This is a genomic window from Streptomyces sp. NPDC055962 (assembly GCF_042270185.1).
Classification (GTDB): domain Bacteria; phylum Actinomycetota; class Actinomycetes; order Streptomycetales; family Streptomycetaceae; genus Streptomyces.
In genome coordinates this window covers 141,443-165,143 of record NZ_JBHJYN010000008.1, presented here as the reverse complement: position 1 = coordinate 165,143, position 23,701 = coordinate 141,443, and the positions used below count along the sequence as shown (strand labels likewise).

The 23,701-nt window shown below is 71.8% G+C and carries 24 protein-coding genes and 1 tRNA gene; 12 read left to right on the top strand and 13 right to left on the bottom strand.

Features of this window, described 5'->3' with window-relative positions:
- The first annotated feature begins 40 nt into the window (after positions 1 to 40).
- Positions 41 to 520, top strand: coding sequence for a GNAT family N-acetyltransferase (locus tag ACFC51_RS23205; protein ID WP_376378700.1), 480 nt, complete (start codon positions 41 to 43; stop codon positions 518 to 520).
- Between the two features lie 121 nt (positions 521 to 641).
- Positions 642 to 1,169 (top strand): hypothetical protein, encoded by a 528-nt coding sequence (locus ACFC51_RS23200; protein ID WP_376530577.1) that lies wholly within the window; start codon positions 642 to 644, stop codon positions 1,167 to 1,169.
- Positions 1,170 to 1,207: 38 nt separating this feature from the next.
- On the opposite strand, the gene ACFC51_RS23195 is transcribed toward ACFC51_RS23200, so the two are convergent.
- Together ACFC51_RS23195 and ACFC51_RS23190 are read right to left on the bottom strand one after the other, a co-directional pair.
- Positions 1,208 to 1,993, bottom strand: a complete 786-nt coding sequence (locus ACFC51_RS23195) for an SAM-dependent methyltransferase (protein ID WP_376378695.1) — start codon at positions 1,991 to 1,993, stop codon at positions 1,208 to 1,210.
- Between the two features lie 104 nt (positions 1,994 to 2,097).
- Positions 2,098 to 2,565 (bottom strand): ATP-binding protein, encoded by a 468-nt coding sequence (locus ACFC51_RS23190; RefSeq protein WP_376530575.1) that lies wholly within the window; start codon positions 2,563 to 2,565, stop codon positions 2,098 to 2,100.
- Positions 2,566 to 2,774: 209 nt separating this feature from the next.
- Here ACFC51_RS23190 and ACFC51_RS23185 point away from each other — a divergent pair, with 209 nt between their 5' ends.
- Complete coding sequence (locus ACFC51_RS23185; RefSeq protein ID WP_376530572.1) at positions 2,775 to 3,617, top strand: Scr1 family TA system antitoxin-like transcriptional regulator; 843 nt, start codon at positions 2,775 to 2,777, stop codon at positions 3,615 to 3,617.
- Positions 3,614 to 3,814: a DUF397 domain-containing protein gene (locus ACFC51_RS23180; protein WP_376378687.1), complete on the top strand. Its 201-nt coding sequence runs from the start codon at positions 3,614 to 3,616 to the stop codon at positions 3,812 to 3,814. Before ACFC51_RS23185 ends, ACFC51_RS23180 begins: the two co-directional genes overlap by 4 nt.
- Before the next feature lie 199 nt (positions 3,815 to 4,013).
- On the opposite strand, the gene ACFC51_RS23175 is transcribed toward ACFC51_RS23180, so the two are convergent.
- The 8 genes from ACFC51_RS23175 to galU form a co-directional block, all read right to left on the bottom strand.
- Complete coding sequence (locus ACFC51_RS23175; RefSeq protein ID WP_376377625.1) at positions 4,014 to 4,874, bottom strand: hypothetical protein; 861 nt, start codon at positions 4,872 to 4,874, stop codon at positions 4,014 to 4,016.
- Positions 4,875 to 5,022: 148 nt separating this feature from the next.
- Positions 5,023 to 5,096, bottom strand: a tRNA-Ala gene (locus ACFC51_RS23170).
- A gap of 87 nt (positions 5,097 to 5,183) precedes the next feature.
- Entirely contained in the window at positions 5,184 to 6,344 is a 1,161-nt protein-coding gene (glpR, locus tag ACFC51_RS23165) for a gephyrin-like molybdotransferase receptor GlpR (RefSeq protein WP_376530570.1), read from the bottom strand.
- A gap of 124 nt (positions 6,345 to 6,468) precedes the next feature.
- Positions 6,469 to 7,098 carry a GNAT family N-acetyltransferase gene (locus ACFC51_RS23160; RefSeq protein ID WP_376377629.1) on the bottom strand — a complete coding sequence of 210 codons (630 nt, stop codon included), beginning with the start codon at positions 7,096 to 7,098 and terminating at the stop codon, positions 6,469 to 6,471.
- 17 nt (positions 7,099 to 7,115) lie between these two features.
- On the bottom strand, positions 7,116 to 7,658 hold the full coding sequence (locus ACFC51_RS23155; RefSeq protein ID WP_376530568.1) for a molybdenum cofactor biosynthesis protein B: 543 nt from the start codon (positions 7,656 to 7,658) through the stop codon (positions 7,116 to 7,118).
- Complete coding sequence (gene moaC, locus ACFC51_RS23150; RefSeq protein WP_329229841.1) at positions 7,655 to 8,155, bottom strand: cyclic pyranopterin monophosphate synthase MoaC; 501 nt, start codon at positions 8,153 to 8,155, stop codon at positions 7,655 to 7,657. The genes ACFC51_RS23155 and moaC overlap by 4 nt, the downstream gene beginning before the upstream one ends.
- A gap of 125 nt (positions 8,156 to 8,280) precedes the next feature.
- The gene (gene glp / locus ACFC51_RS23145; RefSeq protein WP_376377633.1) at positions 8,281 to 9,591 is read right to left on the bottom strand and encodes a gephyrin-like molybdotransferase Glp; all 1,311 of its coding nucleotides are present in this window, start codon (positions 9,589 to 9,591) and stop codon (positions 8,281 to 8,283) included.
- Between the two features lie 4 nt (positions 9,592 to 9,595).
- On the bottom strand, positions 9,596 to 10,498 hold the full coding sequence (gene galU / locus ACFC51_RS23140; RefSeq protein ID WP_376377635.1) for a UTP--glucose-1-phosphate uridylyltransferase GalU: 903 nt from the start codon (positions 10,496 to 10,498) through the stop codon (positions 9,596 to 9,598).
- 106 nt (positions 10,499 to 10,604) lie between these two features.
- On the opposite strand from galU, the gene ACFC51_RS23135 reads away from it, so the two are divergent.
- Complete coding sequence (locus ACFC51_RS23135) at positions 10,605 to 11,222, top strand: 5-formyltetrahydrofolate cyclo-ligase (RefSeq protein ID WP_376377637.1); 618 nt, start codon at positions 10,605 to 10,607, stop codon at positions 11,220 to 11,222.
- Here the strand turns inward: ACFC51_RS23135 and ACFC51_RS23130 are convergent.
- Positions 11,219 to 12,811, bottom strand: coding sequence for an MFS transporter (locus ACFC51_RS23130; protein WP_376530697.1), 1,593 nt, complete (start codon positions 12,809 to 12,811; stop codon positions 11,219 to 11,221). The two genes, ACFC51_RS23135 and ACFC51_RS23130, sit on opposite strands and share 4 nt — an antisense overlap.
- A 599-nt stretch (positions 12,812 to 13,410) precedes the next feature.
- Between ACFC51_RS23130 and ACFC51_RS23125 the strand changes: the two genes are divergently transcribed.
- Positions 13,411 to 14,406 carry an Lrp/AsnC family transcriptional regulator gene (locus ACFC51_RS23125; protein WP_376414695.1) on the top strand — a complete coding sequence of 332 codons (996 nt, stop codon included), beginning with the start codon at positions 13,411 to 13,413 and terminating at the stop codon, positions 14,404 to 14,406.
- Positions 14,407 to 14,509: 103 nt separating this feature from the next.
- Here ACFC51_RS23125 and ACFC51_RS23120 read toward each other — a convergent pair whose 3' ends face one another.
- Entirely contained in the window at positions 14,510 to 17,257 is a 2,748-nt protein-coding gene (locus ACFC51_RS23120) for a penicillin acylase family protein (protein ID WP_376530567.1), read from the bottom strand.
- A gap of 244 nt (positions 17,258 to 17,501) precedes the next feature.
- Here ACFC51_RS23120 and ACFC51_RS23115 point away from each other — a divergent pair, with 244 nt between their 5' ends.
- From ACFC51_RS23115 to ACFC51_RS23090, 6 genes are all read left to right on the top strand, one after another.
- Complete coding sequence (locus tag ACFC51_RS23115) at positions 17,502 to 19,088, top strand: potassium/proton antiporter (protein ID WP_376377685.1); 1,587 nt, start codon at positions 17,502 to 17,504, stop codon at positions 19,086 to 19,088.
- Positions 19,089 to 19,431: 343 nt separating this feature from the next.
- On the top strand, positions 19,432 to 20,712 hold the full coding sequence (locus ACFC51_RS23110; RefSeq protein WP_376377643.1) for an MFS transporter: 1,281 nt from the start codon (positions 19,432 to 19,434) through the stop codon (positions 20,710 to 20,712).
- Positions 20,713 to 20,778: 66 nt separating this feature from the next.
- Positions 20,779 to 21,129 (top strand): FmdB family zinc ribbon protein, encoded by a 351-nt coding sequence (locus tag ACFC51_RS23105; protein WP_376377645.1) that lies wholly within the window; start codon positions 20,779 to 20,781, stop codon positions 21,127 to 21,129.
- Between the two features lie 88 nt (positions 21,130 to 21,217).
- A complete protein-coding gene (locus tag ACFC51_RS23100; protein ID WP_376377647.1) occupies positions 21,218 to 22,066 on the top strand; it encodes an S-methyl-5'-thioadenosine phosphorylase in 849 nt (282 codons plus the stop codon).
- Positions 22,067 to 22,264: 198 nt separating this feature from the next.
- Positions 22,265 to 22,825: an RcpC/CpaB family pilus assembly protein gene (locus ACFC51_RS23095; RefSeq protein ID WP_376377649.1), complete on the top strand. Its 561-nt coding sequence runs from the start codon at positions 22,265 to 22,267 to the stop codon at positions 22,823 to 22,825.
- Between the two features lie 119 nt (positions 22,826 to 22,944).
- Positions 22,945 to 23,421, top strand: coding sequence for an MscL family protein (locus ACFC51_RS23090; protein ID WP_376377651.1), 477 nt, complete (start codon positions 22,945 to 22,947; stop codon positions 23,419 to 23,421).
- A gap of 29 nt (positions 23,422 to 23,450) precedes the next feature.
- Here ACFC51_RS23090 and ACFC51_RS23085 read toward each other — a convergent pair whose 3' ends face one another.
- A complete protein-coding gene (locus ACFC51_RS23085; protein ID WP_376377653.1) occupies positions 23,451 to 23,681 on the bottom strand; it encodes a hypothetical protein in 231 nt (76 codons plus the stop codon).
- Positions 23,682 to 23,701: the final 20 nt, after the last annotated feature.

The window sequence follows — 23,701 nt, the reverse complement described above, 5'->3', positions numbered from 1 at the left end:
TACCTACACGACACCTGCGCATACATGTACCATGAACCGTATGAATATCCAGCCTCGGCCGTTCGACCACCCTGACGCCGTGAAACTCAACGACCTGGTGCAGCTCGAATACGTCGAGCGCTACGGCGACGGGGGCGATGTCACCCCGCTCGACCCCACCATGTTCGACCCGCCCCGCGGACTGTATCTGCTCGCCTACGACGAGGAGGGCCGCCCCCTGGCCACCGGCGGCTGGCGCAGCCAGGAGACGAACGCAGAGGGGTACTCCGACGGCGACGCCGAGATCAAGCGGATGTTCGTGATCGCCGAGGGCCGCGGCCGGGGCCTCGCCCGCCGCATCCTCGCGGCCCTGGAGGCCGACGCCCGCGCGGCGGGCCGCACGCGCATGGTCCTTGAGACCGGCGACCAGCAGCCCGAGGCGATCGCGCTGTACACGTCGAGCGGCTACACGCCCTGCACGAAGTTCGGCTACTACCGCACCTACGCCAGCAGCATCTGCATGGCCAAGCCGCTGGACTGAGCGCGGCTTCCCTCGCAAGCGAGGAACCCGCGCGCATCCGTACGGGAGGCGCGCCGCGCCCTCCGCGGCGAGGTGGCCGGAACCCGACCGGCACCTGTGCCGTGGTGAGAGGGTGCACGGCATGACCGAACTCCCTCCCGCCCCCTCCGGAACCCAGGACACCCTGTTCGGCGAGATGCACGTCCGGATCGAAGGCCAGGAGCGAGTGACCGTCTCCGGGGAGAACGTGCCGACCACGGTCCTTGAGCGCGACCCGGCGTCGGAGGCCGACGCGCAGATCGCCATCGGCACCCGGGACGCCGCGCACCTCACGCTGACCGTCGACGGCGTGCGGGTACCCCTGTGGCCGGCCAGGGGAAGGCTGCGCCGGAGGACCTACCGGGTCGAGACCGAGTACGACGGCGCCCGCTACGCCCTCGTCCCGGACTCGGTCCCCAGCAGCAGGCTCACCCGCGACGGCACCCGCCTCGGTGACTTCTCCAGCGACGGCGACGAGACCGTCGTCGCCGAGTGGGTGCAGGGCCACACCGCGCCCACCGCACGCCCCGCGGACGCGTCGATCGGCTACGCCCTGGCGGCGGCCTTCGGCACCGGGGGGCAGCCCGCCTGGATGATGCTGGCCGACATGGTGAGCGCGGCCATTCCCTGAGCCCGCCGCTCACGGCATCCCGGGGAGCGGGAATCGCTCTACGGGACCCGCGCCACCCCCACGTAGAAGCCGCTCCGCTCGTACTCCGGCGCAGCCCCCTCCCGGTACCACTCGGGCGCCGTCACGAGCCCCGGCTCGACGAGCTCCAGCCCCTCGAAGAACGGCTCGACCTCGGCGCGCGTCCGCATCCGCAGGGAGATCGCGCCCTTCTTGTACGCGGACTCCGTCTCCTGCTTCAGCTCCGGATGCTGGTCGGCCGTGCCGTGCGAGAGGACGAGGTAACTCCCCGAGGGGAGCGTCTCGACCAGCGTGCGGGTGATGCCGTACGGATCCTGCTCGTCGGGCAGGAAGTGCATCAGCGCGATGAGGGACAGGGCCACGGGCCGCTCGAAGTCCAGGAGCTTCGCCGCGCTTTCGAGGATCTCCCCCGGCTGCCGGACATCCGCGTGGATGTAGTCGGTCGCACCCTCGGGACGGCTCACCAGCAGCGCCTCCGCGTGGCGCAGGACGATGGGGTCGTTGTCCGCGTAGACGACCCTGGCGTACGGGGTGACGTTCTGGACGATCTGGTGGAGGTTGGGAGCGGTGGGGATGCCGGTCCCGATGTCCAGGAACTGGTCGACCCCCTGCCGGGCCAGCCAGGCCGACGCCCGGTGCATGAACGCCCGGTTCCGCGCCGCGTTCGCCCGTGCTTCGGCAGGCAGCTTCTCGGCGACCTCCTGGTCGACCGGGTAGTTGTCCTTCCCGCCGAGCAGCCAGTCGTAGACCCGCGCCGGGTGCGGCTTGCTGGTGTCGATACGGGAGCTGGGTATACCGGCTGTCACAGGGCGCCCTCCATACGGAACCACGAACTGGCACACCCCGCACCTGACCTGCGCACCCTTCAACAGCGGTCACCGGCAAGGCGGGTGAGCGAGGACGGCCCAGGTTACCCGGTGGTCGCCACGGCCGGAGCGGCGCGTTCGACCGGAGGGACCGCGACCTCGGCCCACACGGTCTTGCCCGGCGCCCCGTCCCGCTCCACGGCACCCCACGCCGCGGCGAGCGCACCGACCAGCAGCAGTCCGCGCCCGGACTCCACGTCGCCGGGCAGGCCCGTACGGACGAGAGGCCACCGCTCGCCCCGCGTATCGGCCACCTCCACACGGACCCGCACGCCTCCGACGAGCTCCAGCCGGAGCGACGCGTCCCGTCCCGGCACCAGCCCGTGCGTGACCGCGTTCGCCGCGAGTTCGGCGACGACCAGGCTCACGCGGTCGTTCGGCTCGGAGCCGTAGCGGTGGCCCCACTGGTGGACCCGGTGCGAGGCCAGCCGCCGGGCGAGCCGGGCGCCCCTCGGGGTGGAGGAGAAGCGGAGCTCGAACATGTCGCCGACGGGCGGCGCGAGGGTCGTCATACGTCGAAGATCGCGCGCCAGGGACCGCTCCGACCAGCAACAACACCCGTACGGCGATGGTTTGTCGGGGTCCGTACGGCGCCTGTCGGGGCTGTACGGGCGCTCCTCGTCCTCACCCGCACGACGGGCATGCGGCCGAAACCGCCTCCCACCGGAGCGGGCGGTCCTAACCTGCTGCCACGGAGTGCCGGGAGCGGGAGCGAGGAAGCATGGACGGTGCGGTGACCACCGGTGCCGCCGAGAGCGCCGCCGACCCGGGAGCGGGGTTCCTGCGGAGCTTCGGCCGCCAGGTGAAACTGCTGCGCGAGGCGGCGGGACTCACCCAGGCCGAGCTGGGCACGAGCGTCGGATACGGCGAGGCCCACATCGCCTCGGTCGAGCAGGGACGGCGCATCCCCAAGGCGGAGATGGTCGACGCGGTGGACCGGGCCGTGGGCGGGCGCGGAGTGCTGGTGGCGATGAAGGGCGAGGTGGAGCGGGCGCGGTATCCGTCGTTCTTCAGGGAGTTCGTCAGGCTCGAAGCCGAGGCGGCCGAACTCCACGCCTACGACGCACAGGTGGTGAACGGCCTCCTCCAGAGTGAGGAGTACGCACGGGCCGTATTCGCCATGTGGCGGCCGCTGCTGGACGAGGAGACCATCGAGCAAAGGGTGGCCGCACGGCTGGACCGGCAGAAACTCCTGACCAGGCGCCCGGCCCCGCTGCTGAGTTTCGTCGTCGAGGAATCGGTCGTACGGAGACCGCTCGGAGGCACCCGCACCCTGCGCAGCCAGCTGGAACAGCTGCTGTTCGTCGGCCACCAGCGGAACGTGGAGATCCAGATCATGCCGACGAACAGGGACGAGCACGCCGGTCTCTCCGGACCGTTCACGTTGATCCTCGCCAGGAACCAACGGAGGATGGCTTATGTGGAGGCGCAGAGCCACGGCGTGGTGCTCACGGACCCGGCGAAGGTGCAGACGCTCGAATCCACTTACGGCGTCCTGCGGGCCCAGGCTCTGACACCGAAGGAGTCATTGGCCCGGATCGAGAAGCACTTGGGAGAGTTGTGAAGAGGAACGTGGACGAGGCGGCCGAGCCCGTCTGGACGAAGAGCAGCCACAGCTCCGGGGACGGCGGGCAGTGCGTCGAGGTGGCCACCACCCCCGTCTCCGTCCGCATCCGCGACTCCAAGCGTCCGGACGGCCCGGTCCTGGCTGTCGGACCGGACCAGTGGGCGGCGTTCGTGCGGATGTCGGCACGGGGCTGACAGCAGGCGCGAAGGAGCCCCGGCCGCGTGCGCGGCCGGGGCTCCTTCGCGCTCAGGGCGTCCGGAGCTTCTCGCGGAGGAGGCGCGTGTGGGCCTCGATGTCGCGGCCTGCGAACTGTCCGGCGTCCGTCACCACTGCCCCGGCTCGACGTCCGCGCCCCGGAGACGCGGGGGGCCCGGCAGCCAGGTACCGGCTCCCTCAGCCGCGCCACCGGTCGCGGAGGTGCCAGGCGAGCCGCCGGCCGAGGTGGTGACGCCAGAGCCACCACGGCAGTCGGCGGTGCGGGACATAGCTCCACAGGTCGTCGTCCGCCTCGTTGCCCCGGGGATGAGATTTCAGGAGCTCCAGGCAGCGGCGGTCCACGGTGCCGTGCAGCCGGGCGACATGGGCCAGCGCGACACGGCTCTGCGGACGCAGTGCGGCGTCCGGCGACTCCAGCGCCCTTGCCACCCTGGGCAGGATCGCGTCCGCGTCGGGGTGCTGCAACGCCAGGCCGATCACCGCGATCCCGGCCAGCTCCTCGCCCCGGTCGAGCGCCGCATCGACCTCTTCGGGCCGGTCGGTCCCCAGCAGCGCTGAACCACTCTGCCAGTTCATGCCCTGGCCGGAGGCGGCGCGGCGGAGGAGGAACTCCTCCCGCCCGGCGGCCAGCCGGCGCAGCGCCTCCCCGTCGGGAGCGGCCACCAGGCGCGCGGCGTCGGCGTCCCCGCTCGCGGCCAGCTCGCCGAGCAGACGGCCGCGCTGCCCGCCGGGGCGCGAACCGGCCCAGCTCAGGGCCAGATACGCCCAGACCCGCCCGGCCCCGGCGTCCTCGTCCGAAAGCCGACGGCACAGGACGGGGAGTTCGGGCGCGGAAGGCTCCAGCTCCGCGATCGCCTCGAAGCCGCCCGCTCGCTCCCGCAGGTCGCACCGCCGCAGAAAGGCGAGGCGTACGGCGTCCTCCCCGGTCAGCCAACCGGCCACGTGGCCGTGCCCGACCTCGGCCGGCTCCAGCGCCACGGCGAAGCGGACGAACTCCGCAGGGACGGGGAAGGGCGCGCCATCGGGTTCCTCGGACATACCGGCCGACCCTACCGAGCGGGCCCGCCCGTGGGTGGAAGATCGCTTGCCACCGGGCCCGTCGAGCGACTGCGGTCCACGGAGGGCAGCTCCGGAAACGACGAGATCCCGCCCGATCTTGCGATCGGACGGGATCTCGTGTGTGCGGTGGACCTGTGGGGATTTGAACCCCAGACCCCCTCGATGCGAACGAGGTGCGCTACCAGACTGCGCCACAGGCCCTTGCAACGAGTGAAACTCTAGCACCCTCATCGGGGTGCTCGGAAATCCGTATCCCGGCAGGTCACCGAGTCGGGTTCGCCGGGGCTCTCACTCGTTGGCGGCGCGCGGCCTGTCCTCGTCGTCGTACTGGTCGAAGAGAGGGGTCCGGCCTCGGTCACGGGTGCGCTTCGGCTGGTTCCCGCGGCGACGGGGGGCCGGGTCGGCGTCGGGCGCGGTGGCGTCCTGGGAGTCGCGGTTCCCCGGGCGGGTGGGCTCGGCCGGACTGGAGCGCGCCGCGCTCCAGGTCTCCGGGTCGCCGACCTCGACCCCGCCCGTGGCGCGCGGGGCGACCGGGGCGGTGACGTAGGTGGGCAGCGGGACGGGTACGGGCTCCCAGCTGTCCCCCTGGGCCGGGCCGCGCTCGCGCTGCTGGTCGACCCACTCCGCGTGGTCCGTCTGCTCGACGAGCGCGCGGCGGCCGGCCTCCTGGGGGGAGACCGTGGGGGCGGGCACGGCCGCTTCGGGTTCCTCGTCGGGCTCGGCGGGGGCCGAGGACGCGGGCTGGTGCCTGCGGGGGCGGTTCTCACGGAGCCGCTGCGCGGCCACCTCGGCGCGGCGCCGGTCCATGGTGAAGACGAACCGGCGGCGCTCCTGGCCCCGCAGATGCACGATGTAGCTGCTCAGCAGCACGGCGGGGACGGCAGGCGCCCACAGGAACCGGAGCCCGCCGACCGCGGCGACGACCGCGCCGAGCGTGAACGCCATGAAGAGGACCGTGGTCGTGCGCCGACGGCGCGCCAGGACCTGCGAGCGCTGTCGCCGCTCGCGCTCGGACTCCGCACCGGAAGGCCGCCGGCCTTCGCGCCGCGCGGGCGCCGGGCGGGCCGGCCGGTCGCGCGGGCGCTCCGGGTCCGGCCGGTCCTGCGCGGGGTCGCGCAACCGCGCTTCCGTGTGGGCCGGGGGCGCGGAAAAGGCCCGGACGTCGACGGACTCCAATCGGTCCGTGACGGCATCCGGGTCCGCGTGGCCAGGCGCCTCCTCGGCATCCCGCTCCCGCAGCTCCTTGGCGTAACGGCGCTCCATGGCCGCCCGTCCGGACAGCAACCGGATGGCGGTGCTGAAGCGTTCCGTGGGGCGGGCTTCATTGAGCTCGTCCTGCCTGCGGAGCCACATCGGCACCAAGTAGGCGGCCCAGGCCCCGACAATGACTGCGTAGATCAGGCCGCTGCTGCTCACGCTCACACCGTAGAGGGGTTTGCACGGCAGCATCCGCCAATTGGCCCGGTGTGTCGCACGATCCGGCTGATATGACGGACTTTTTTTGTGATTCTTCGGGTCAACAGTCGACGAAAGTGAGGCTCATTACCATCAGCGAGCGATCAAATTCGAACACCTATTTCATTTCTCCGGGCGTGCCCGTCGCACCCGGGGTACCCGGCCGCACCCTGCGCCAACGCCGCAGCAGCCCGTCCGGGACCTCCTCGGCGGTGAGAGCGAAGATCAGGTGGTCCCGCCATGCTCCGTCGATGTGGAGATAGCGCGGGCGCAGCCCTTCCGCCCGGAATCCGAGTTTCTCCACGACCCTGCGGCTGGGAGTGTTCTCGGGCCGAATGCACACCTCGATCCGGTGCAGCCCGACCGTGCCGAAACAGTGGTCGACGGCGAGCGCCACCGCGGTCGGCATCACACCGCGGCCCGCCACCCCCCGGTCGACCCAGTAGCCGACATGGCCCGAGCACATCGAGCCCCAGGTGATGCCGGCCACCGTCAACTGGCCGACGAGGCGACCCTCGTACTCGATGGCGAACGGCAGCATCCGCCCGGCGTTCGCCTCGGCGCGCAGGTGCCGGACCATCTGACGGTAGGTCGGGCGCTGGGCCACCGGGCCGCCCGGGGCGGGCGGCGGGACGGTCGCCTCCCAGGGGCGCAGCCAGTCGCGGTTGCGCCGGTTGACCTCGCGCCACATGCTCTGGTCGCGGAGCTTTATCGGGCGGAGGGTGACGGCGCCGTCGGTCAGGATCACCGGCCAGGTCCGGACGTTCAGCTCGGGCTCCCCGGTCGGGGGTGGTCTCCGCCGCGCAGCTGGTCGACGGCGTGCACCAGAAGCCTGCTCAGGACCGCGAGCCCGTCGCGTACACCGCCGGTCGAGCCGGGCAGGTTCACGACGAGGGTGCGGCCCGCGATGCCCGCGAGGCCGCGGGAGAGTGCGGCGGTGGGCACCTTGTCCCGGCCCTCGGCGCGGATCGCCTCGGCGATGCCCGGGATCTCGCGGTCCAGGACCTTGCGGGTGGCTTCGGGGGTGCGGTCGGTGGGCGAGATGCCCGTACCGCCGGTGGTGACGATCACGTCGTAGCCCGCCGCCGCGCCGGCCCGCAGGGCCGCTTCCACCGGATCGCCGTCGGGCACGACCTGGGGGCCGTCGACGGCGAACCCGAGACCGGTGAGGGCCTCGGCGATGAGAGGGCCGCCCTTGTCGGCGTACACACCGGCCGAGGCACGGTTCGAGGCGGTCACGACGAGGGCGGAGTACGGGGCGGCCAGAGCTCCGCCGGGCGAGTCCTCCCCGGTGCCGGACGTGGTCATGCGTCCGCCCCCTCCGGCGTGGGGCGCCGGTAGTCGCCGGACTTGCCGCCCGACTTCGCCTCGACCCGCACGTCCGTGATCACCGCGCTCTTGTCCACGGCCTTGATCATGTCGATCACGGTGAGCGCGGCGACCGAGACCGCGGTCAGGGCCTCCATCTCCACGCCCGTGCGGTCGGTCGTCTTCACGGTGGCCAGGATCTCCACCGCGTCGTCCGCGACGCTCAGGTCGACCTTCACGCCCGAGACGGCCAGCGGGTGGCAGAGCGGGATGAGGTCCGGGGTGCGCTTGGCCCCCATGATCCCGGCGATGCGCGCGGTGGCGAGGGCGTCGCCCTTGGGGACGCCCTCGCCCCTGAGGAGCTCGACGACACGCGGTGACACGAGGACCCGGCCGCTCGCCCGGGCGACACGTGTCGTGACGTCCTTCTCCGACACGTCGACCATGCGGGCCGCGCCCGCCTCGTCGATGTGCGTCAGCCTGTTCTGCGTACTCAACTCACTCCGCCTAGCGGTAGGGCGCCGGTTGCCCGCCCGTCCCGCACCGGGGCGCGGACCGAGGGGCCGGGGGGCTTCCCCCGGTAAGGCACAGCGCCAGATACCGTACCGCCACCGCGCGGAAGTCAGCGGAGGAGGATCACCTCGGTCTCCGTGCCGGGCTCGGCGGAGGTGACGTCCTCGGGCAGCACGATCAGCGCATCCGCCTGCGCGAGGGCTGCGATCAGATGGGAGCCGGCTCCCCCGACGGGGGTCACGGTGCCCGCCTCGGCGTCGTACGTCCCGCGCAGGAACTGCCGCTTGCCGGACGGGGAGGAGAGCGCGGCACCGGTGCTGAGCGTGGCCCGCACCCTGGGGCGGTGGACGTCGTCGAGGCCCATCAGCGTCAGGATCGCCGGCCGGACGAAGAGCTCGAAGGAGACGTACGAGGAGACCGGATTACCGGGCAGCGCCATCAGCGGCGTGTGGTCGGGGCCGATCGAGCCGAACCCCTGGGGTTTGCCCGGCTGCATGGCGAGCTTGCGGAAGTCGACGCCGCCGCCGGCCTCGTCCTCGTCGCCCACGGAGGACAGCGCCTCCTTGACCACGTCGTACGCGCCGACGCTGACCCCACCGGTGGTGACGACGATGTCGGCCCGGATCAGCTGGTCCTCGATCGTGGCCCGGAGCGTCTCCGCGTCGTCGGCGACGGCGGGGACGCGATAGGCGATGGCCCCCGCGTCCCGGGCGGCGGCCGTCAGCGCGAAGCTGTTGGAGTCGTAGATCCGGCCGGCGGTCAGCTCCTCGCCGGGCTGGACCAGCTCGCTGCCCGTCGACAGCACGACGACACGCGGACGGGGCCGCACCCGCACCGTGGACCGGCCGATCGCCGCGAGCAGCCCGATCTGCGGCGGCCCGACGACCGAACCCGCGCGCAGCGCCAGGTCACCGGGGTGTACGTCGCTGCCCTTGGCCCGGACATGGGCACGGGGCTTGACGGGGCGGTGGACGCGGACCTCGCCGCTCGCGCCCTCCGGGGCGTCGCTGTGCGCCCGCATGGCGACGGCCGGACCGCCGCCCGTGCCGCCGTCGGTCCACTCCACCGGGACGACCGCCTCGGCACCCGCGGGCAGCGGCGCACCGGTCATGATGCGCGCGGCCTCGCCGGGTCCGACGGCCCGGCCGTCCGGCAGGCCGCCGTCGCCCGCCGCGACATCGCCGACGACGGTGAGGACGGCGGGGAACTCCTCGCTGGCCCCTTCCACATCGGAGACCCGGACGGCGTATCCGTCCATCGAGCTGTTGTCGAAGGGCGGCAGGGCGACCTCCACCACGACGTCCTCGACCAGGACGCAGCCCTGGGCGTCGGGCAGTTGCAGCTCGATGGGTTCGAGCGGCTTCACCGCGGCGAGGATGTCGTCGAGGTGTTCGTCGACCGACCAGATCGTGCTGCTCAAGCTGTTACAACTCCTCGGTGACGTAACTGCGGAGCCAGGTCCGGAAGTCCGGCCCCAGGTCTTCACGTTCGCACGCGAGTCTGACAATGGCACGCAGATAGTCACCGCGGTCACCGGTGTCGTAGCGGCGGCCCTTGAAGACCACGCCGTGCACCGGGCCGCCGATCTTCTCGTCCTCGGCGAGCAGTTGGAGAGCGTCGGTGAGCTGGATCTCGCCGCCGCGGCCGGGCTCGGTCCTGCTCAGTATGCCGAAGACCGCGGGGTCCAGGACATAGCGTCCGATGACGGCGAGATTGCTGGGCGCCTCGGACGCTTCGGGCTTCTCCACGAGCCCCGTGACCCGGACGACGTCGCCGTCGGTGGTCGCCTCGGTGGCCGCGCAGCCGTACATGTGGATCTGTGCGGGATCCACCTCCATCAGGGCGACGACGCTGCCGCCCTCGCGCTCCTGGATCTCGACCATCCGCGCGAGCAGCGGGTCACGCGGATCGATCAGGTCGTCACCGAGGAGCACGGCGAACGGCTGGTCACCGACGTGCGGGGCTGCGCACAGGACGGCGTGGCCGAGCCCGCGCGGGTCGCCCTGGCGTACGTAGTGCATGGTCGCCAGGTCGCTGGACTCCTGGACCTTGGAGAGCCGTTCGGCGTCTCCCTTGCGGGTCAGCGCGGACTCCAGCTCGTAGTTCCGGTCGAAGTGGTCCTCCAGGGGACGCTTGTTGCGACCGGTGATCATCAGCACGTCCGAGAGGCCCGCGGCGACCGCTTCCTCGACCACATACTGGATGGCGGGCTTGTCGACGACAGGCAGCATCTCCTTGGGAGTGGCCTTGGTCGCCGGGAGGAACCGGGTGCCGAGACCTGCAGCTGGGATGACAGCTTTGCTGATCCTCGGGTGCGACTGAGTCATGCGCTGCACTCTAACCGGTGCTAATGGGCGGAAGATGAGCGTCCGGTTAACTTCGTTCTCATACATCCACATAAAAGAACTATGCGAGCACCCATTGAACGATGACATGTCCCGAAAGCAGCTGCTACGGCGTGAACTGCTCGCCGCACGGCGGCTCCTCACCTCTGAGGACGTGAGAACGGCCGCCGCGGTTCTCGCCTCGGCGGCCGGAGATCTTCCCGAACTGGCCGGTGCGCGGACCGTGGCGGCCTACGTGTCCGTGGGCCGCGAACCGGGAACCCACGCCCTCCTGGACACCCTGCGCGCACGGGGCGTACGCGTGCTGCTGCCGGTGCTCATGGCCGACAACGACCTGGACTGGGCCGCGTTCGAGGGAGCGGAGCACCTCGCGCCGGCCGGCCGGGGCCTGCTGGAACCGGACGGCGCGCGCCTGGGCCCGCAGGCCGTCCTGGACGCGGACGCGGTCCTGCTGCCGGGACTGGCCGTGGACGGGCGCGGGATGCGGCTGGGGCGCGGCGGGGGCAGCTACGACCGGGTGCTCGCCCGGCTGGCGGCGGGCGGCGCCCGCCCCGCCCTGGTCGTCCTGCTGTACGACGGCGAGGTGGTCGCACGGGTTCCGGAGGAACCGCACGACCACCCCGTGGATGCCGTGGTCACACCGGCCGGAGCGCGTCGCTTCCCGCGCGGAAGCGGGGCGGGGAACGCGGCCCCGGCCGGTTCCTAGACGCCGGCGCCCGAGCGCTCCGGACCCGCGGCGACCGCGACACCGGCGGCGGTCCCCTCGTGGACGGCGGAAGGGCTCGCGCCGCCCTGCGGTACGGCCGGTCCGGCGGATGCCGCTGCCGTGCGCGGGGCCCGCAGGAGGACGAAGGCGAGTACGGCGGCCAGGAAGCTCAGCGCCGCGGCGACGATCAGGCACAGGCGCATGCCGTCGAGGAAGGAATCTCCGACGGCGGCCCACACCCGGCCCGCCTCCGCGCCCAGCGGCACCCCGGCGGCGCCGCCGAGACCGTTGGCCCCCACGGCCTCCGCGACGCGGGCGCTCGTCGCACCCGAGACCCCGGCGTCGGCGAGGTGGCCGGGCAGCGCGTCGGCGGCGCGGCTGGAGAGCAGGGCCCCGAGGACGGCCGGCCCGAGGGCGCCGCCGACCTGCCGGAAGGCGTTGTTCCCCGCGGCAGCCATCCCCGCGAGCTGGTACGGGACGGATCCGACGGCCGTCGCCGTCATGGGCGTGGTGACCAGGCCCATGCCGAGGCCGAGCAGGATCAGCCGCCACGACAGCGACCCGAAGGACGTGTCGGCCGCGGCGCCCAGCAGGAACAGCAGCGAGGCCGTCACCATCAGCAGGCCGACGGTGATCATGGCTCGCGTGGACAGACGGTGCATGAACCGGCCGGCCGGACCGCTGACGACGAGGGCCGCCCCGGTCACCAGCAGCATCCGCCAGGCCGCGTCGAGGGTGTCGAGGTGCTGCACCATCCCGAAGTACAGGCTCAGGACGAAGAAGAACCCGATCATGGCCATGAACATCACCATCGCCACGAGGGTGGTCGCGGCGAAGCCCGGGCTGCGGAACAGCGACAGGTCGAGCATGGGGCTCGCGGAGCGGCGTTCGACGACCACGAACAGCACACCGCCGACCAGGGCCACGGCGAGCGCCGCCAGGACCTGGGGGTCGCCGAAGGAACCCGCTCCGCCCTCGATGACGCCGTAGACGAGCCCGGTGATCGCGAGAGCGGCGGTGATCTGGCCGGGCCAGTCGAGACGGCGCCCGTGCGGTGCGCGCGAGTCGGCGAGCATCCGTACGGCGACGGCGAAGGCGATCAGCGCGACGGGGATCGGCGCCACGAAGATCCAGCGCCACTCGGTGCGGGACACGACGGTCCCGGCCAGGAGCCCGCCGACGGCGAGCGCGCCGAGCAGGCACATCGCCCATATGCCGATGTACTTGCCCCGCTCCCTGAAGTCGGGCACGGCGTGACTGATGAGGGCGAGGGTCGTCGGCAGCAGGGCCGCCGCACCGAGGCCCGACAGCGCCTGGCCGATCCACACGACCTGCACGGTGCCGGCGCTCAGCGCGGTGGCCGCCCCGGCGGCCGTCAGCAGGAGGCCGGCGAGGAAGACCCTCTTCCGGCCGTGGACATCGCCGAACACCCCCGCCGTCAGGATGAACGCGGCCATGGGCAGGACGAACGCGGACGAGACCCAGGAGAGTTCGGAGGTCGATGCGCCCAGCGCCTGCTGGATCGCCGGGAGGCTCACCGACACCGTCGTCACCGGCAGGTAGGCGACGAAGACCCCCAGGCAGGCCATCAGGATGGTGGCGCGCCGGTGGGAGACCGCCGGCGGGGACGCCTGGCGACCGGACACGGTGGTCTGGCCGGGCACGGCGGCCGGACTGCTGTGGGACACGTGGAAGCTCCTTCTGAGCACGGGGCTGTGTGGACGGCCGCCCGGCGACTACTTCGCGTCGGGCCGGACCGCCGGGCAGCCTGATCCGCACGGGCGTGCGGACACAGCTGTCCCGACGGCCTCACCGCGCGCCCTTCGTGAGGGTGCGCGGTGGTCCGTCCGGTCGGAATCGGTGCGGCCACCAGGACGGACCACCACGCCGGGTGGTCCCGCGTCCTGGGTGCCTGGCCTCGCTCGGCACGGCGGGCGGCCACGACGAGGGCGCTCCCCCGCGCGGTCCGGCACCGGTCGGCCCGGTCCCCCTCGCCCGGTCACGGCCGACCCGGCCTTGATCGCCCGGATCCGTGACCGACGACGGCCCGCGCGCGGCGGTCCGGCCGCACCTGATTCCTGGACCAGTGTCCGGCAGGCGGCGCGGAACCACCCTCCCGTCTCGGCTCCGGCGTACGAAACTGGCATCAGAGGGTCGATCAAGAGATATTCACTCCATGGTCGACGCCGTGGACACCCGAATCCTCCACTCTCTCCAGATCGCGCCCCGGGCCCCGTTCCGCTTGATCAGCGAGGTCGCGGGAGTCTCCGAGCAGACGGTGGCACGGCGCTTCCAGGCGCTGCGGCGCCGAGGCGTGGTGCGCGTGATGGGCCTGGTGAACCCGGCGGTCCACGGTCAGGCCACCTGGGTCGCCCGTGTCACATGCCGTCCGGACCGGGTCGACGCGATCGCGGAGGCACTGACCCGCCGTCCCGACGTGTCCTACTCGCACCTCGCCTCCGGCGGTGCGGAGATCATCTGCACCCTCAACGCGCCGATCGCCGAGGAGCGCGGCCCCGACCTGCTGCCCCGGCGTCTCCAGCGTTCCTCCGGAGTGCTCGGCGTCGACATGGCCCTGATGATGCACTCGTTCTCCGCACCCTGGGCCCACTGGACGGGCTTCGGGCCCCCGTTGAGCACGGAGGCGGTCGCGCTGCTGACCGCGCACGACCCGCGGTCCGAACGCCGGCCGGAGGTCGCGCCGGTCCCGCCGAGGGAGGAGGATCTGCCGTTGCTGGCCGCGCTCGCGGAGGACGGCCGTGCGAGCCACGCCCGGCTGGCACAGCTCACCGGCTGGTCCACCAACCGCGTCGGGCGCCGCCTGGAGAACCTGGAGGAGGCCGGGACCCTCTACTACGACGTCGACCTGCTGTCCCAGCGCCTGGGCTGGAACCTCCAGGCCACCCTGTGGCTGCGCACGGCACCCGCCCACCTCCATCAGGTCGGCTCCGCCCTGGCCCACCACCCGGAGGTCGCCTTCGCAGGCGCCCTGGCGGGCGAGCACAACCTCATGGCCGTCGTCATCTGCACCGACGCGCAGGACTTCTACCGCTACGTGACGACGAGCCTCGCCGCGATCGCGGGCGTCGACGCCTACACCGTCAGCATCCGCGTGCGCCATCTCAAGCAGGCGGCCTCCCTCGTCACCCAGGGGCGGCTGGTGCACTACCCGGGCGCGGGATGAGGGACACGGCATGACGACGGGCGGCGACGGGCTGTCCACCACCACGCAGGGGGTGGGCAGCCCGTCGCCGCCCGCTGGAACCGTCGGATGCCGCCGGCCGGAACTACTGGGGTTTCTTGAGGGTGAGGGTGTCCGTCGTTGACTTCTTCACCGCGTCCTCCCCGAAGGACCAGTCGAGCAGTTCGCCGTCGACCCACTTGTCGGTCTGATCGGTGTAGTGGGCGCTGAACGCGTGCCCGGAGGCGCCGGTGAGGTTGATCCAGCGGGACTTGTCCCAGTCGCCCACGTTGACGACCATCCGCATCGACGGCACCCAGATGACCTCGTAACCGCCGGCCGCGTTCCAGCCGGTGGCGTCGACCGCCGCCTCACCTCCACCGAGGTCCCAGGGACCGCGGTTCAGGGCCCGCTGGAGGAGGTCGGGGCCTTCCTTGCCGAGCGTCTGGTTGCGCAGGGTCAGCTGGTGCAGCCGGCCCCAGCTCCAGGTGGTGATGTCCTTGCCGAGCTCGGCGGTGAGCTCCCAGCGCGCGTCCTCCATGGCGCGGGCGAAGAGCTCGTCACGGCTGTCGATGGCCGCTTCGCGCCCCTTGGCCGGGACCTTCCACCAGTCGTTGTCCTGGTCGTCCAGGATGCTCTCGACCACCTCGTACCAGCGGTCCCCGCCGTCCGGCTGCGCCGCGTCCGGGGCGCGCTGGCCGCATTCGCGTACGAGCTTGTTCTGCTCGTCCACCGGCCCGGTGCCGGCGGCCCGCTCCACGTAGATGCAGTCGCCCTTGGCCCGCATCTCCTTGGGGAGCTTGTTGCCGAAGGCCAGCATGAGGATGTTGCGCCACACACCGTTGAAGTACGCGGCGGCGGCCGAGTCGGACTCCTGGGTGTAGTCCCAGCCCTCGAGCAGCTTCTGGGCCTCGCGGACACTCTTGTCGGAGATGGCGATGTTCTTGAGCTTCGGCACCAGCTTCGCGGCGATCGCGCTCTGGTTGTCCATCTGCATCGTCTGCATGTCGTCGGTGGAGATCTTCTCGCCACCCTTGATCTTGTCGTGGATCAGGTCGTTGATCCGCTGACTGCGCGTGCCGTAGCCCCAGTCCTTGGTCAGCATGTGGTCGTAGCCCTCGCCGATGACCGCCTGGTTGGCGGTGACGATGTAGCCACGGTCGGGGTTGTACTCGTACGGCAGCTCGTCGAAGGGGATGGGGTCCTTCTCCCAGCCGTACTTCGGGTCCCAGCCGGGGCTCGGCATCGTGCCGTCGCCCTTGAGGCGGACCGGGATCGTGCCGGGCGCCTGGTAGCCGATGTTGCCCTTGGTGTCCGCGTAGATGAGGTTCTGCGAGGGCACCTCGAAGTGCGCCGCGGCCTTGCGGAAGGTGGTGAAGTCCTTCGCCTTGTTGAGCTCGAAGACCGCGTCCATGGACTTGCCGGGCTGGAGCGCCGTCCACTTCAGGGAGACCGCGTAGCCGTCGCCGCGGTCGGGCGCGGAGTTGGTGACGGGAGCCTTCTTGCCGACCTTCTCCAGCTCGCCGCTGCGGTCGGAGACCAGCGGGCCGTTGTTGGTCTCCCGGACGGTGATCTTCCGGTCCCTGCCGCCTGCGACCTTGATGGTCTCCTCGCGGCTGATGAAGGGCTCGGTCTTCCCGTCGTACTGGTAGCCGTCGCCGGAGACCTTCTCCAGGAAGAGGTCGGTGACGTCGGCACCGAGGTTGGTGAAGCCCCAGGCGATGTCCTGGTTGTGGCCGATGACCACACCGGGCATCCCGGAGAACGTGTAACCCGCCGTGTCGTACTGGCAGGACGCCGAGACCTGACGGCAGTGCAGCCCCATCTGGTACCAGAGCGAGGGCAGCTGGGGCGCCAGGTGCGGGTCGTTGGCCAGCAGCGGCTTGCCGGTCGTCGTATGGGCGCCGGAGACGACCCAGGAGTTGGACCCGATGCCGTTGCCGTTGGGCCCGAGCAGCGCCGGGATCTCGTCGAGGGTGTCGGAGAGCGCGGAGAGCTGGGTGTTCAGGCCCTCGGTGGCACCCTCGGGCGTCTGCGTCCCGATGCTGTCCGCCGGTTCGGCCTCCGGGTCGAACGTGCCGGTGACCGGGGAGACCGCGCCCCCGTCGACGATCGGCTTGTTCTTCTCGTACGGGTAGTCCGGGTAGAGGTCCTCGATCTGCTTCGCGCTGAGCCGGCTGGTCATCAGCGAGCGGTCGATCTCGTCCTGCATGTTGCCGCGCAGGTCCCAGGCCATCGCCTTGAGCCAGGCGACCGAGTCGACCGGATCCCACTTGGTGGGCTTGTAGTCGTTGGTCAGCCCGAGCGCCGCGTACTCGACGGAGATGTCCTTGCCGTCCTTGCCGTCCAGATACGCGTTCACCCCCTCCGTGTACGCCTGGAGGTTCTTCTTGGTGTCCTCGTCCAGCTTGGTGTCGTACTCCTCCTGGGCCACCTTGCGCCAGCCCAGCGTGCGCAGGAAGGCGTCGGTCTCGACCTGGCCGGAGCCGAACATCTCGGAGAGGCGTCCCGACGTCATGTGACGCCGTACGTCCATCTCCCAGAAGCGGTCCTGGGCCTGGACGAAGCCCTGGGCACGGAAGAGGTCGCTGTCGGTGTCCGCGTAGATCTGCGGGACCCCGTAACTGTCACGTCTGACGTCGACGTCGCCGGACAGACCCTTGAGCTCGGCCGAACCGGTGGTCTGCGGGTACGAGGCCCGGACCGTGGAGACGGACCAGTACGCGCCGTACCCGACACCCGCGACAAGCGCCAGCACCAGGACGATCACGAACAGGCGGGCGCGTCGCCCCTTCTTCCTGCCGGTCTTCTTCGCATCGGAAGACCCGGAAGGGGCGGTTGTGTTGGCGGGCATCGCTGTCCTTCGAGGGGCAGGGTGGTCCTGGGAGTGCAGGAGCAACCATAGGCGCCCCGCCGAAGCCACTCGGACGCGGTATGGAGATGCAGCCATTTGCGCCCCGGTTCGTACGAACACTCGAAGGCGTCAAGAAAACGTTAAAGATTAGGTAAGGTAACGAAGTACTGGCCACCGGAGGCCGATCCGGAAGGCGTACGCAGGGAAGGAACGGACCCTGACTGTCCACGCGCTCAACGAACTTCTGCTCGTCTGCTCAGTCGTCCTGCTGGTCGCCGTCGCGGCCGTACGCATCTCGTCCCGCAGCGGGCTCCCCAGCCTGCTCCTGTACCTCGGCATCGGGATCGCCATGGGTCAGGACGGCATCTTCGACGTCAAGTTCGACAACGCCGAGCTGACCCAGGTGATCGGCTACGCCGCCCTGGTCGTCATCCTGGCCGAGGGCGGTCTGGGCACGAAGTGGAAAGAAGTGAAACCGGCGCTGCCGGCTGCGGCCGTCCTGTCGACCGTCGGTGTGGGCATCAGCGTGGGCGTCACCGCGAGCGCGGCGCACTACCTCGTCGGACTCGACTGGCGGCAGGCCCTGATCATCGGCGCCGTCGTGTCGTCCACCGACGCCGCGGCCGTCTTCTCCGTCCTGCGCAAGGTGCCCCTCCCCTCCCGGATCACCGGCGTCCTGGAGGCCGAATCCGGCTTCAACGACGCCCCCGTGGTCATCCTGGTCGTGGCGTTCTCCGCTGTCGGCCCCGTGGAGCACTGGTACGTGCTGGTGGGCGAGATAGCCCTGGAGCTGGCCATCGGCGCGGCCATCGGCCTCGCGGTGGGCTGGCTCGGGTCCTTCGGGCTGCGCCACGTGGCGCTGCCCGCGTCCGGGCTCTACCCGATCGCCGTGATGGCCATCGCCGTGTCCGCGTACGCCGCGGGTGCCATGGTCCACGGGAGCGGCTTCCTGGCCGTCTATCTGGCCGCGATGGTCCTCGGCAACTCCAAGCTCCCGCACTGGCCGGCCACCCGGGGCTTCGCCGACGGGCTCGGCTGGCTGGCGCAGATCGGCATGTTCGTCCTGCTCGGCCTGCTGGTCACCCCGCACGACCTGATCGCCGACTTCTGGCCGGCCGTGGTCGTGGGCCTGGTACTGACCGCCGTCGCACGGCCGTTGTCGGTCTTCATCAGCCTCGCGCCGTTCCGGCTGCCGCACCGGGAGAAGGCCCTGATGTCCTGGGCCGGGCTCCGCGGCGCCGTGCCCATCATCCTGGCGACCATCCCGATGGTGTCCGGGATCGAGGGCAGCACCCGGGTCTTCAACATCGTCTTCGTGCTCGTCATCGTCTACACGCTGATCCAGGGCCCGACCCTGCCGTGGGTCGCCAAGGCCCTCAAGATCAGCGACGACCCGTCCGAGACGGCCGACCTCGGGATCGAGTCGGCGCCGCTGGAGCGGCTCCGCGGCCACCTGCTCTCCGTGGACGTCCCCGGAAGCTCCAAGATGCACGGTGTGGAGGTCGGCGAGCTGCGGCTGCCCGCCGGGGCCGCCGTCACCCTCGTCGTACGGGACGGCAAGAGCTTCGTCCCGGCGCCGTCGACCGTGCTGCGGCGCGGGGACGAGCTGCTGGTCGTCGCGACCGATCCGGTCCGCGACGCGACGGAGGCACGGCTGCGGGCGGTCGGCGAGGGCGGCAAGCTGGCCGGCTGGCTCGGGACGGGCGGGGCCGCCCGCCGGAACGACGGCGCGGCCGACACCCCGCACCTCGCGCGGCTCGCCAAGAGGCTGGGCAAGGGCGGCGAGGACCGTCCGGGGGACAGGACGACCGGCAGCCGGGCCCACCACTGACCCAGGCGGCGGGGCCCCGGCCGGTGCCGGCCGGGGCCCGCCACCGGCCGGGAGCGCGGACGTGTGTCCGCGCACAATCGCAGGTTCACCGGCGTTCGGACCTGTAAGATGAAGGACCGGATCTCTTGATCCACTCGATGTGAACCTGATCGACCAACTCTGTCTGATGCAGAGCTGGCGCGACCGTATGGCGGTCGTGGCGTCCTTTCGCCTCTGGAGCGAGCGCCCGGCATCTACCGCAGTCCCGCGCGAAGAGGACAGCTCTCGGCAGCTCCCGCACGCCCCGCACCCCGGTGCGAAGGTCCGGGGAGCACGGCCACCAGGCGGCAGAAAGGCATGGACCGTGGCGTCCACGGTCTCCGACCGCCCCGGTTACGGGCAGTTGCTGCGCACCCCGGGTGCGTGGACCTTCCTCCTCCCGGGCTTCGCCGCCCGGCAGCCCTTCGCGATGCTGACCATCGGCATCGTGCTCCTGGTCCAGCACACCACCGGCTCCTACGGCAGCGCGGGCGCCGTGGCGGCCGCCTCCGGTGTCTCCATGGCCCTGTTCGCGCCCCAGAGCGGCAGGCTCGCCGACCGGTTCGGCCAGCGGGCCGTGCTGCTGCCCGGCGTCCTCGTGCACTCCGCCTCCGTCGGCGCCCTCACGGCGCTCGCCCTGGCGGACGCGCCCCTGTGGGTGCTCTTCCTGGCGGCGGTGCCCACCGGCGCCTCCGTCCCGCAGATCGGCCCGATGGTGCGCGCCCGGTGGGCGGCCCGGCTCGGCGCGGCCCCGGGGCGCCCCGCCTCCCCGCTGATGACGACGGCCGCGGCTTTCGAGTCCGTGACCGACGAGTTCACCTTCGTCGTCGGCCCGGTGCTCGCGACGGCGCTGTGCACCGGCGTGCACCCGGCGGCCGGACTGATCGCCGAGGCGGCTCTGACCCTGCTGGGCGGCGTCCTGTTCGCCGCGCAGCGCTCCACCCAGCCGGCTCCCCGGGGCGCCGCCACGGCGGCCGAGCCGCACCGCTCGGCGCTCTCCGTGCCCGGTGTGCGGGTGCTGGCGATCACCTTCCTGGGCATCGGCTCCGTCTTCGGCGGCATGCAGGTCTCCCTCACGGCGTTCGCCGAGGAGATGGGCCGCCCGGGCGTCAACGGGCTGCTGTACGGGATCTTCGCGGCCGGCAACATGCTGGCCGGCATCGCCTGCGGGGCCATCGCCTGGAAGAGCGGCCCGCGCCGCCGGCTGATCATCGGCTACGCGGGCCTGACGCTGACCGCGTCCGGGCTCTGGGCCGTGCACTCCGTCCCGCTGCTGGCGGGTCTGGGGCTGCTGGTCGGTCTGTGCATCGCCCCCGCCCTGATCAGCGGCTACACGCTGGTCGACGCGCTGGTCCCCGCGTCCGCCAGGACCGAGGCCTTCACCTGGCTGACGGGCGCCGTGGCACTCGGCCAGGCGGCGGCCGTCACGGTGTCCGGACAGCTCGCGGACGCCCATGGCGCGAGCACCGGTTTCCTGGTCCCGCTGGCCGGTACGGTGCTGGCGCTGGCGACCCTGCTGGCCCTGCGTTCCCGGCTGACACCGCGCCCCGCAGGACGGACCGTGGCACGTGGGATCGGTCACCGCGAGCCGGTCACGGTGGACTGATCGCTCGGAATACGTCAGTATGGAACGTCGTTAGCACTCACTGAGTGAGAGTGCCAGGAGGAGCAAGTGCCGACTTACCAGTACCAGTGCACCGAGTGCGGCGAGGGCCTCGAAGCGGTGCAGAAGTTCACCGATGATGCCCTGACCGTGTGCCCGAACTGCGAGGGACGCCTGAAGAAGGTGTTCTCGGCCGTCGGCATCGTCTTCAAGGGATCCGGTTTCTACCGGAACGACAGCCGCGGCTCCTCGTCGAGCAGCACGCCGGCCACGTCGACCGCCAAGGCGTCGGACTCGTCCGCCGGTTCGTCCTCCGCCTCGTCCTCGGCGAAGACCGAGTCGAAGCCGGCAGCGTCGGCCTCGTCCTCGGCCTCCTCGTCGGCTTCTTCCTCGTCGTCGAGCGGTACGTCGGCCGCCTGAGGCCGCTCCCGCACCCGTACGTCCCACCCGGACCCCGCTGATCGACTCGGCGGGGTCCCGGTCGTGCGCGCCCGGTTAGTGTGACCGCATGGTGAACGCAGAAACGGGTACAGCGGAAATCGGTGTCATCGGCGGATCGGGCTTCTACTCCTTCCTGGAGGACGTGACCGAGATCCAGGTGGACACCCCGTACGGAGCACCGAGCGACTCCGTCTTCCTCGGTGAACTCGCCGGCCGCCGGGTGGCCTTCCTCCCGCGCCACGGCCGTGGCCACCATCTCCCGCCGCACCGGATCAACTACCGCGCCAACCTCTGGGCCCTGCGCTCCCTGGGCGTACGCCAGGTCCTCGGCCCGTGCGCCGTCGGCGGCCTGCGCCCCGAGTACGGCCCCGGCACCCTGCTCGTGCCGGACCAGATGGTGGACCGGACCAAGACGCGGACGCAGACGTACTACGACGGCGAACCGCGGGCCGACGGGACCCGGCCCGCGGTGGTGCACCTCGGCTTCGCCGACCCGTACTGCCCCGAGGGCCGCAAGGCGGCCCTGGCAGCGGCACGCGGACGCGACTGGGAACCGGTCGACGGCGGAACCCTGGTGGTCGTCGAGGGGCCGCGCTTCTCGACGCGCGCGGAGTCGCGCTGGCACGCGGCGATGGGCTGGTCGGTCGTCGGGATGACGGGGCACCCGGAAGCGGTCCTCGCCCGTGAACTGGAGCTCTGCTACACGACGTTGACCCTGGTGACGGACCTGGACGCGGGGGCCGAGGCCGGCGAGGGCGTCAGCCACGCGGAGGTCCTGGAGGTGTTCGCGGCCAACGTGGACCGGCTTCGGTCGGTGCTCTTCGACGCGGTGGCGGCGCTGCCCGCGAGCAAGGACCGCGACTGCGTCTGCTCCCACGCGCTGGACGGCCTCGACCCGGGCTTCGAACTGCCGTAGGACCGCTGCTGAGCGGCTCCCACCTCTTCCGGGTGACCGGGTTGTCCACATCATGTGGACCGTCCACAGGCCGGAGCGGGATCGGCGCGGACGGTGGATCGTGAGGGGGGTCCGGCGGGGGTCGCACCCTGCGGGGCTCCCTCCGTCCCATGCCCGGATGTCCCTCGCGGACCTCCCCCACGCCAGGTGGTGTCGGCCATGTTCCCTTCTGCGCCCGAAACACGTCCCGTCCTTCCCGCACCGTGCGGGGTCCCCGCCTTCGGGCCCCTGCGGGTGCGGGGCGGTGGAGGGCGGCGGATCCGGCGGGCGCTGCGCGGGCGGCGCCGGGCGCTGGCCGCGGGCTTCGCCCTGACCTCCGCCGTGCTCGCCGTTTCCGGGCTCGGCGGTGAGAAGGGCGCCGGGGCCGCTCCCGGAGACGCGCCACCGGGCCCCGCACGACGGCCCGTGGAGCTGGTCGCCGCCCCGGTGCGGATCGCCGACGCGGAGACGGTCGGGCTGCTGCGGCCCGGTGACCGCGTCGATGTGATCGCCTCGGTCGACGGGGACACCGACGCGAGGGTGGTGGCGCGCGACGTGCGGGTGGCGCAGGTGCCGCGCGGGGCGGTCGCCGGGGAGCCGTCGTTCCCGGCGGCGGACGGCGGGGCGGGCCCGGGAAGCGGCGCCCTGGTGGTCCTCTCGGTACGGCGGGACACGGCGGCGGCCCTGGCCGGCGCCGGCGCCTCGGGGCGGCTCGCGGTGGCGGTCTCCCATGCCGAATAGAACTGGTATCGCGTCAGCTCACTCGTGGGGCGTACCCGATTGGACAGTGCGCCCTTCCGCCGCCTCATGTGGCGGGGCGGTTCGCTCCCCCGACGGCACGCGCGGAGAAGGGCTCACCTGTGAGCGAGAAGAAGGCCGGCCTGCTGGAGGGGTTCAAAGCATTCCTGACGCGCGGCAATGTGATCGACCTCGCGGTGGCCGTCGTCATCGGCGCCGCCTTCACGAACGTGGTGAACGCGGTCGTGAAGGGACTCATCAATCCGGTGGTGGGCGCCTTCGGCACCCAGGACCTCGAGAAGTACCGGTCCTGTCTCCGCGGTCCCTGCGGTGCGGACCCGGACACCGGCAGGGCGGAGGGCATCGAGATCCTGTGGGGCTCGGTGCTCAGCGCCGCCCTGAGCTTCCTGATCACCGGCGCCGTCGTCTACTTCCTGATGGTGCTGCCGATGGCGAGGTACCTCGCCCGGCGCGCGGCCGCACAGGCGGCGAAGGAGGGCGTGCGGGAGACCCTGGAGGTGACCGAGCTGGAAGTGCTGAAGGAGATCCGCGACGCACTCGTCACCCGGCAGGGCCCGGCGCAGCCGGGGGACGGCTGATCCAGGGCTCCCCGCCCCGCCGGCGGGACTCAGATGTGGTGGGGCGGCTTCTCGTCGAGGAAGCGCGCCAAGTCGGCCGCACCGCTGCCCGGAGCCCGCTCGCCCCATCCCTGGTCCGTGTCGTCCGAGGACTGCCGGTCCAGCGGATCGTCGAAGACCAGGGCCGGCGGCCTGGGCCTGGACTCCGGCCGAGGCTGCTCCGGCCGCGTCTGCTGCTGCGGCTCCGACTCTCGCGGTCCGGGGGCGGGGGCGGTACTCATACGTCCAGGGTACGGCCGGG

Excerpts from the sequence above, each read along its gene's own strand:
- ACFC51_RS23205 (WP_376378700.1), top strand. The coding sequence starts at position 41 with ATGAATATCCAGCCTCGGCCGTTCGACCACCCTGACGCCGTGAAACTC.
- ACFC51_RS23200 (WP_376530577.1), top strand. The coding sequence starts at position 642 with ATGACCGAACTCCCTCCCGCCCCCTCCGGAACCCAGGACACCCTGTTC.
- ACFC51_RS23190 (WP_376530575.1), bottom strand. The coding sequence starts at position 2,565 with ATGACGACCCTCGCGCCGCCCGTCGGCGACATGTTCGAGCTCCGCTTC.
- ACFC51_RS23185 (WP_376530572.1), top strand. The coding sequence starts at position 2,775 with ATGGACGGTGCGGTGACCACCGGTGCCGCCGAGAGCGCCGCCGACCCG.
- ACFC51_RS23175 (WP_376377625.1), bottom strand. The coding sequence starts at position 4,874 with ATGTCCGAGGAACCCGATGGCGCGCCCTTCCCCGTCCCTGCGGAGTTC.
- glpR (WP_376530570.1), bottom strand. The coding sequence starts at position 6,344 with ATGCTGCCGTGCAAACCCCTCTACGGTGTGAGCGTGAGCAGCAGCGGC.
- ACFC51_RS23155 (WP_376530568.1), bottom strand. The coding sequence starts at position 7,658 with ATGACCACGTCCGGCACCGGGGAGGACTCGCCCGGCGGAGCTCTGGCC.
- galU (WP_376377635.1), bottom strand. The coding sequence starts at position 10,498 with ATGACTCAGTCGCACCCGAGGATCAGCAAAGCTGTCATCCCAGCTGCA.
- ACFC51_RS23135 (WP_376377637.1), top strand. The coding sequence starts at position 10,605 with ATGTCCCGAAAGCAGCTGCTACGGCGTGAACTGCTCGCCGCACGGCGG.
- ACFC51_RS23130 (WP_376530697.1), bottom strand. The coding sequence starts at position 12,811 with ATGGCCTGCCTGGGGGTCTTCGTCGCCTACCTGCCGGTGACGACGGTG.
- ACFC51_RS23120 (WP_376530567.1), bottom strand. The coding sequence starts at position 17,257 with ATGCCCGCCAACACAACCGCCCCTTCCGGGTCTTCCGATGCGAAGAAG.
- ACFC51_RS23100 (WP_376377647.1), top strand. The coding sequence starts at position 21,218 with ATGGTGAACGCAGAAACGGGTACAGCGGAAATCGGTGTCATCGGCGGA.
- ACFC51_RS23095 (WP_376377649.1), top strand. The coding sequence starts at position 22,265 with ATGTTCCCTTCTGCGCCCGAAACACGTCCCGTCCTTCCCGCACCGTGC.
- ACFC51_RS23085 (WP_376377653.1), bottom strand. The coding sequence starts at position 23,681 with ATGAGTACCGCCCCCGCCCCCGGACCGCGAGAGTCGGAGCCGCAGCAG.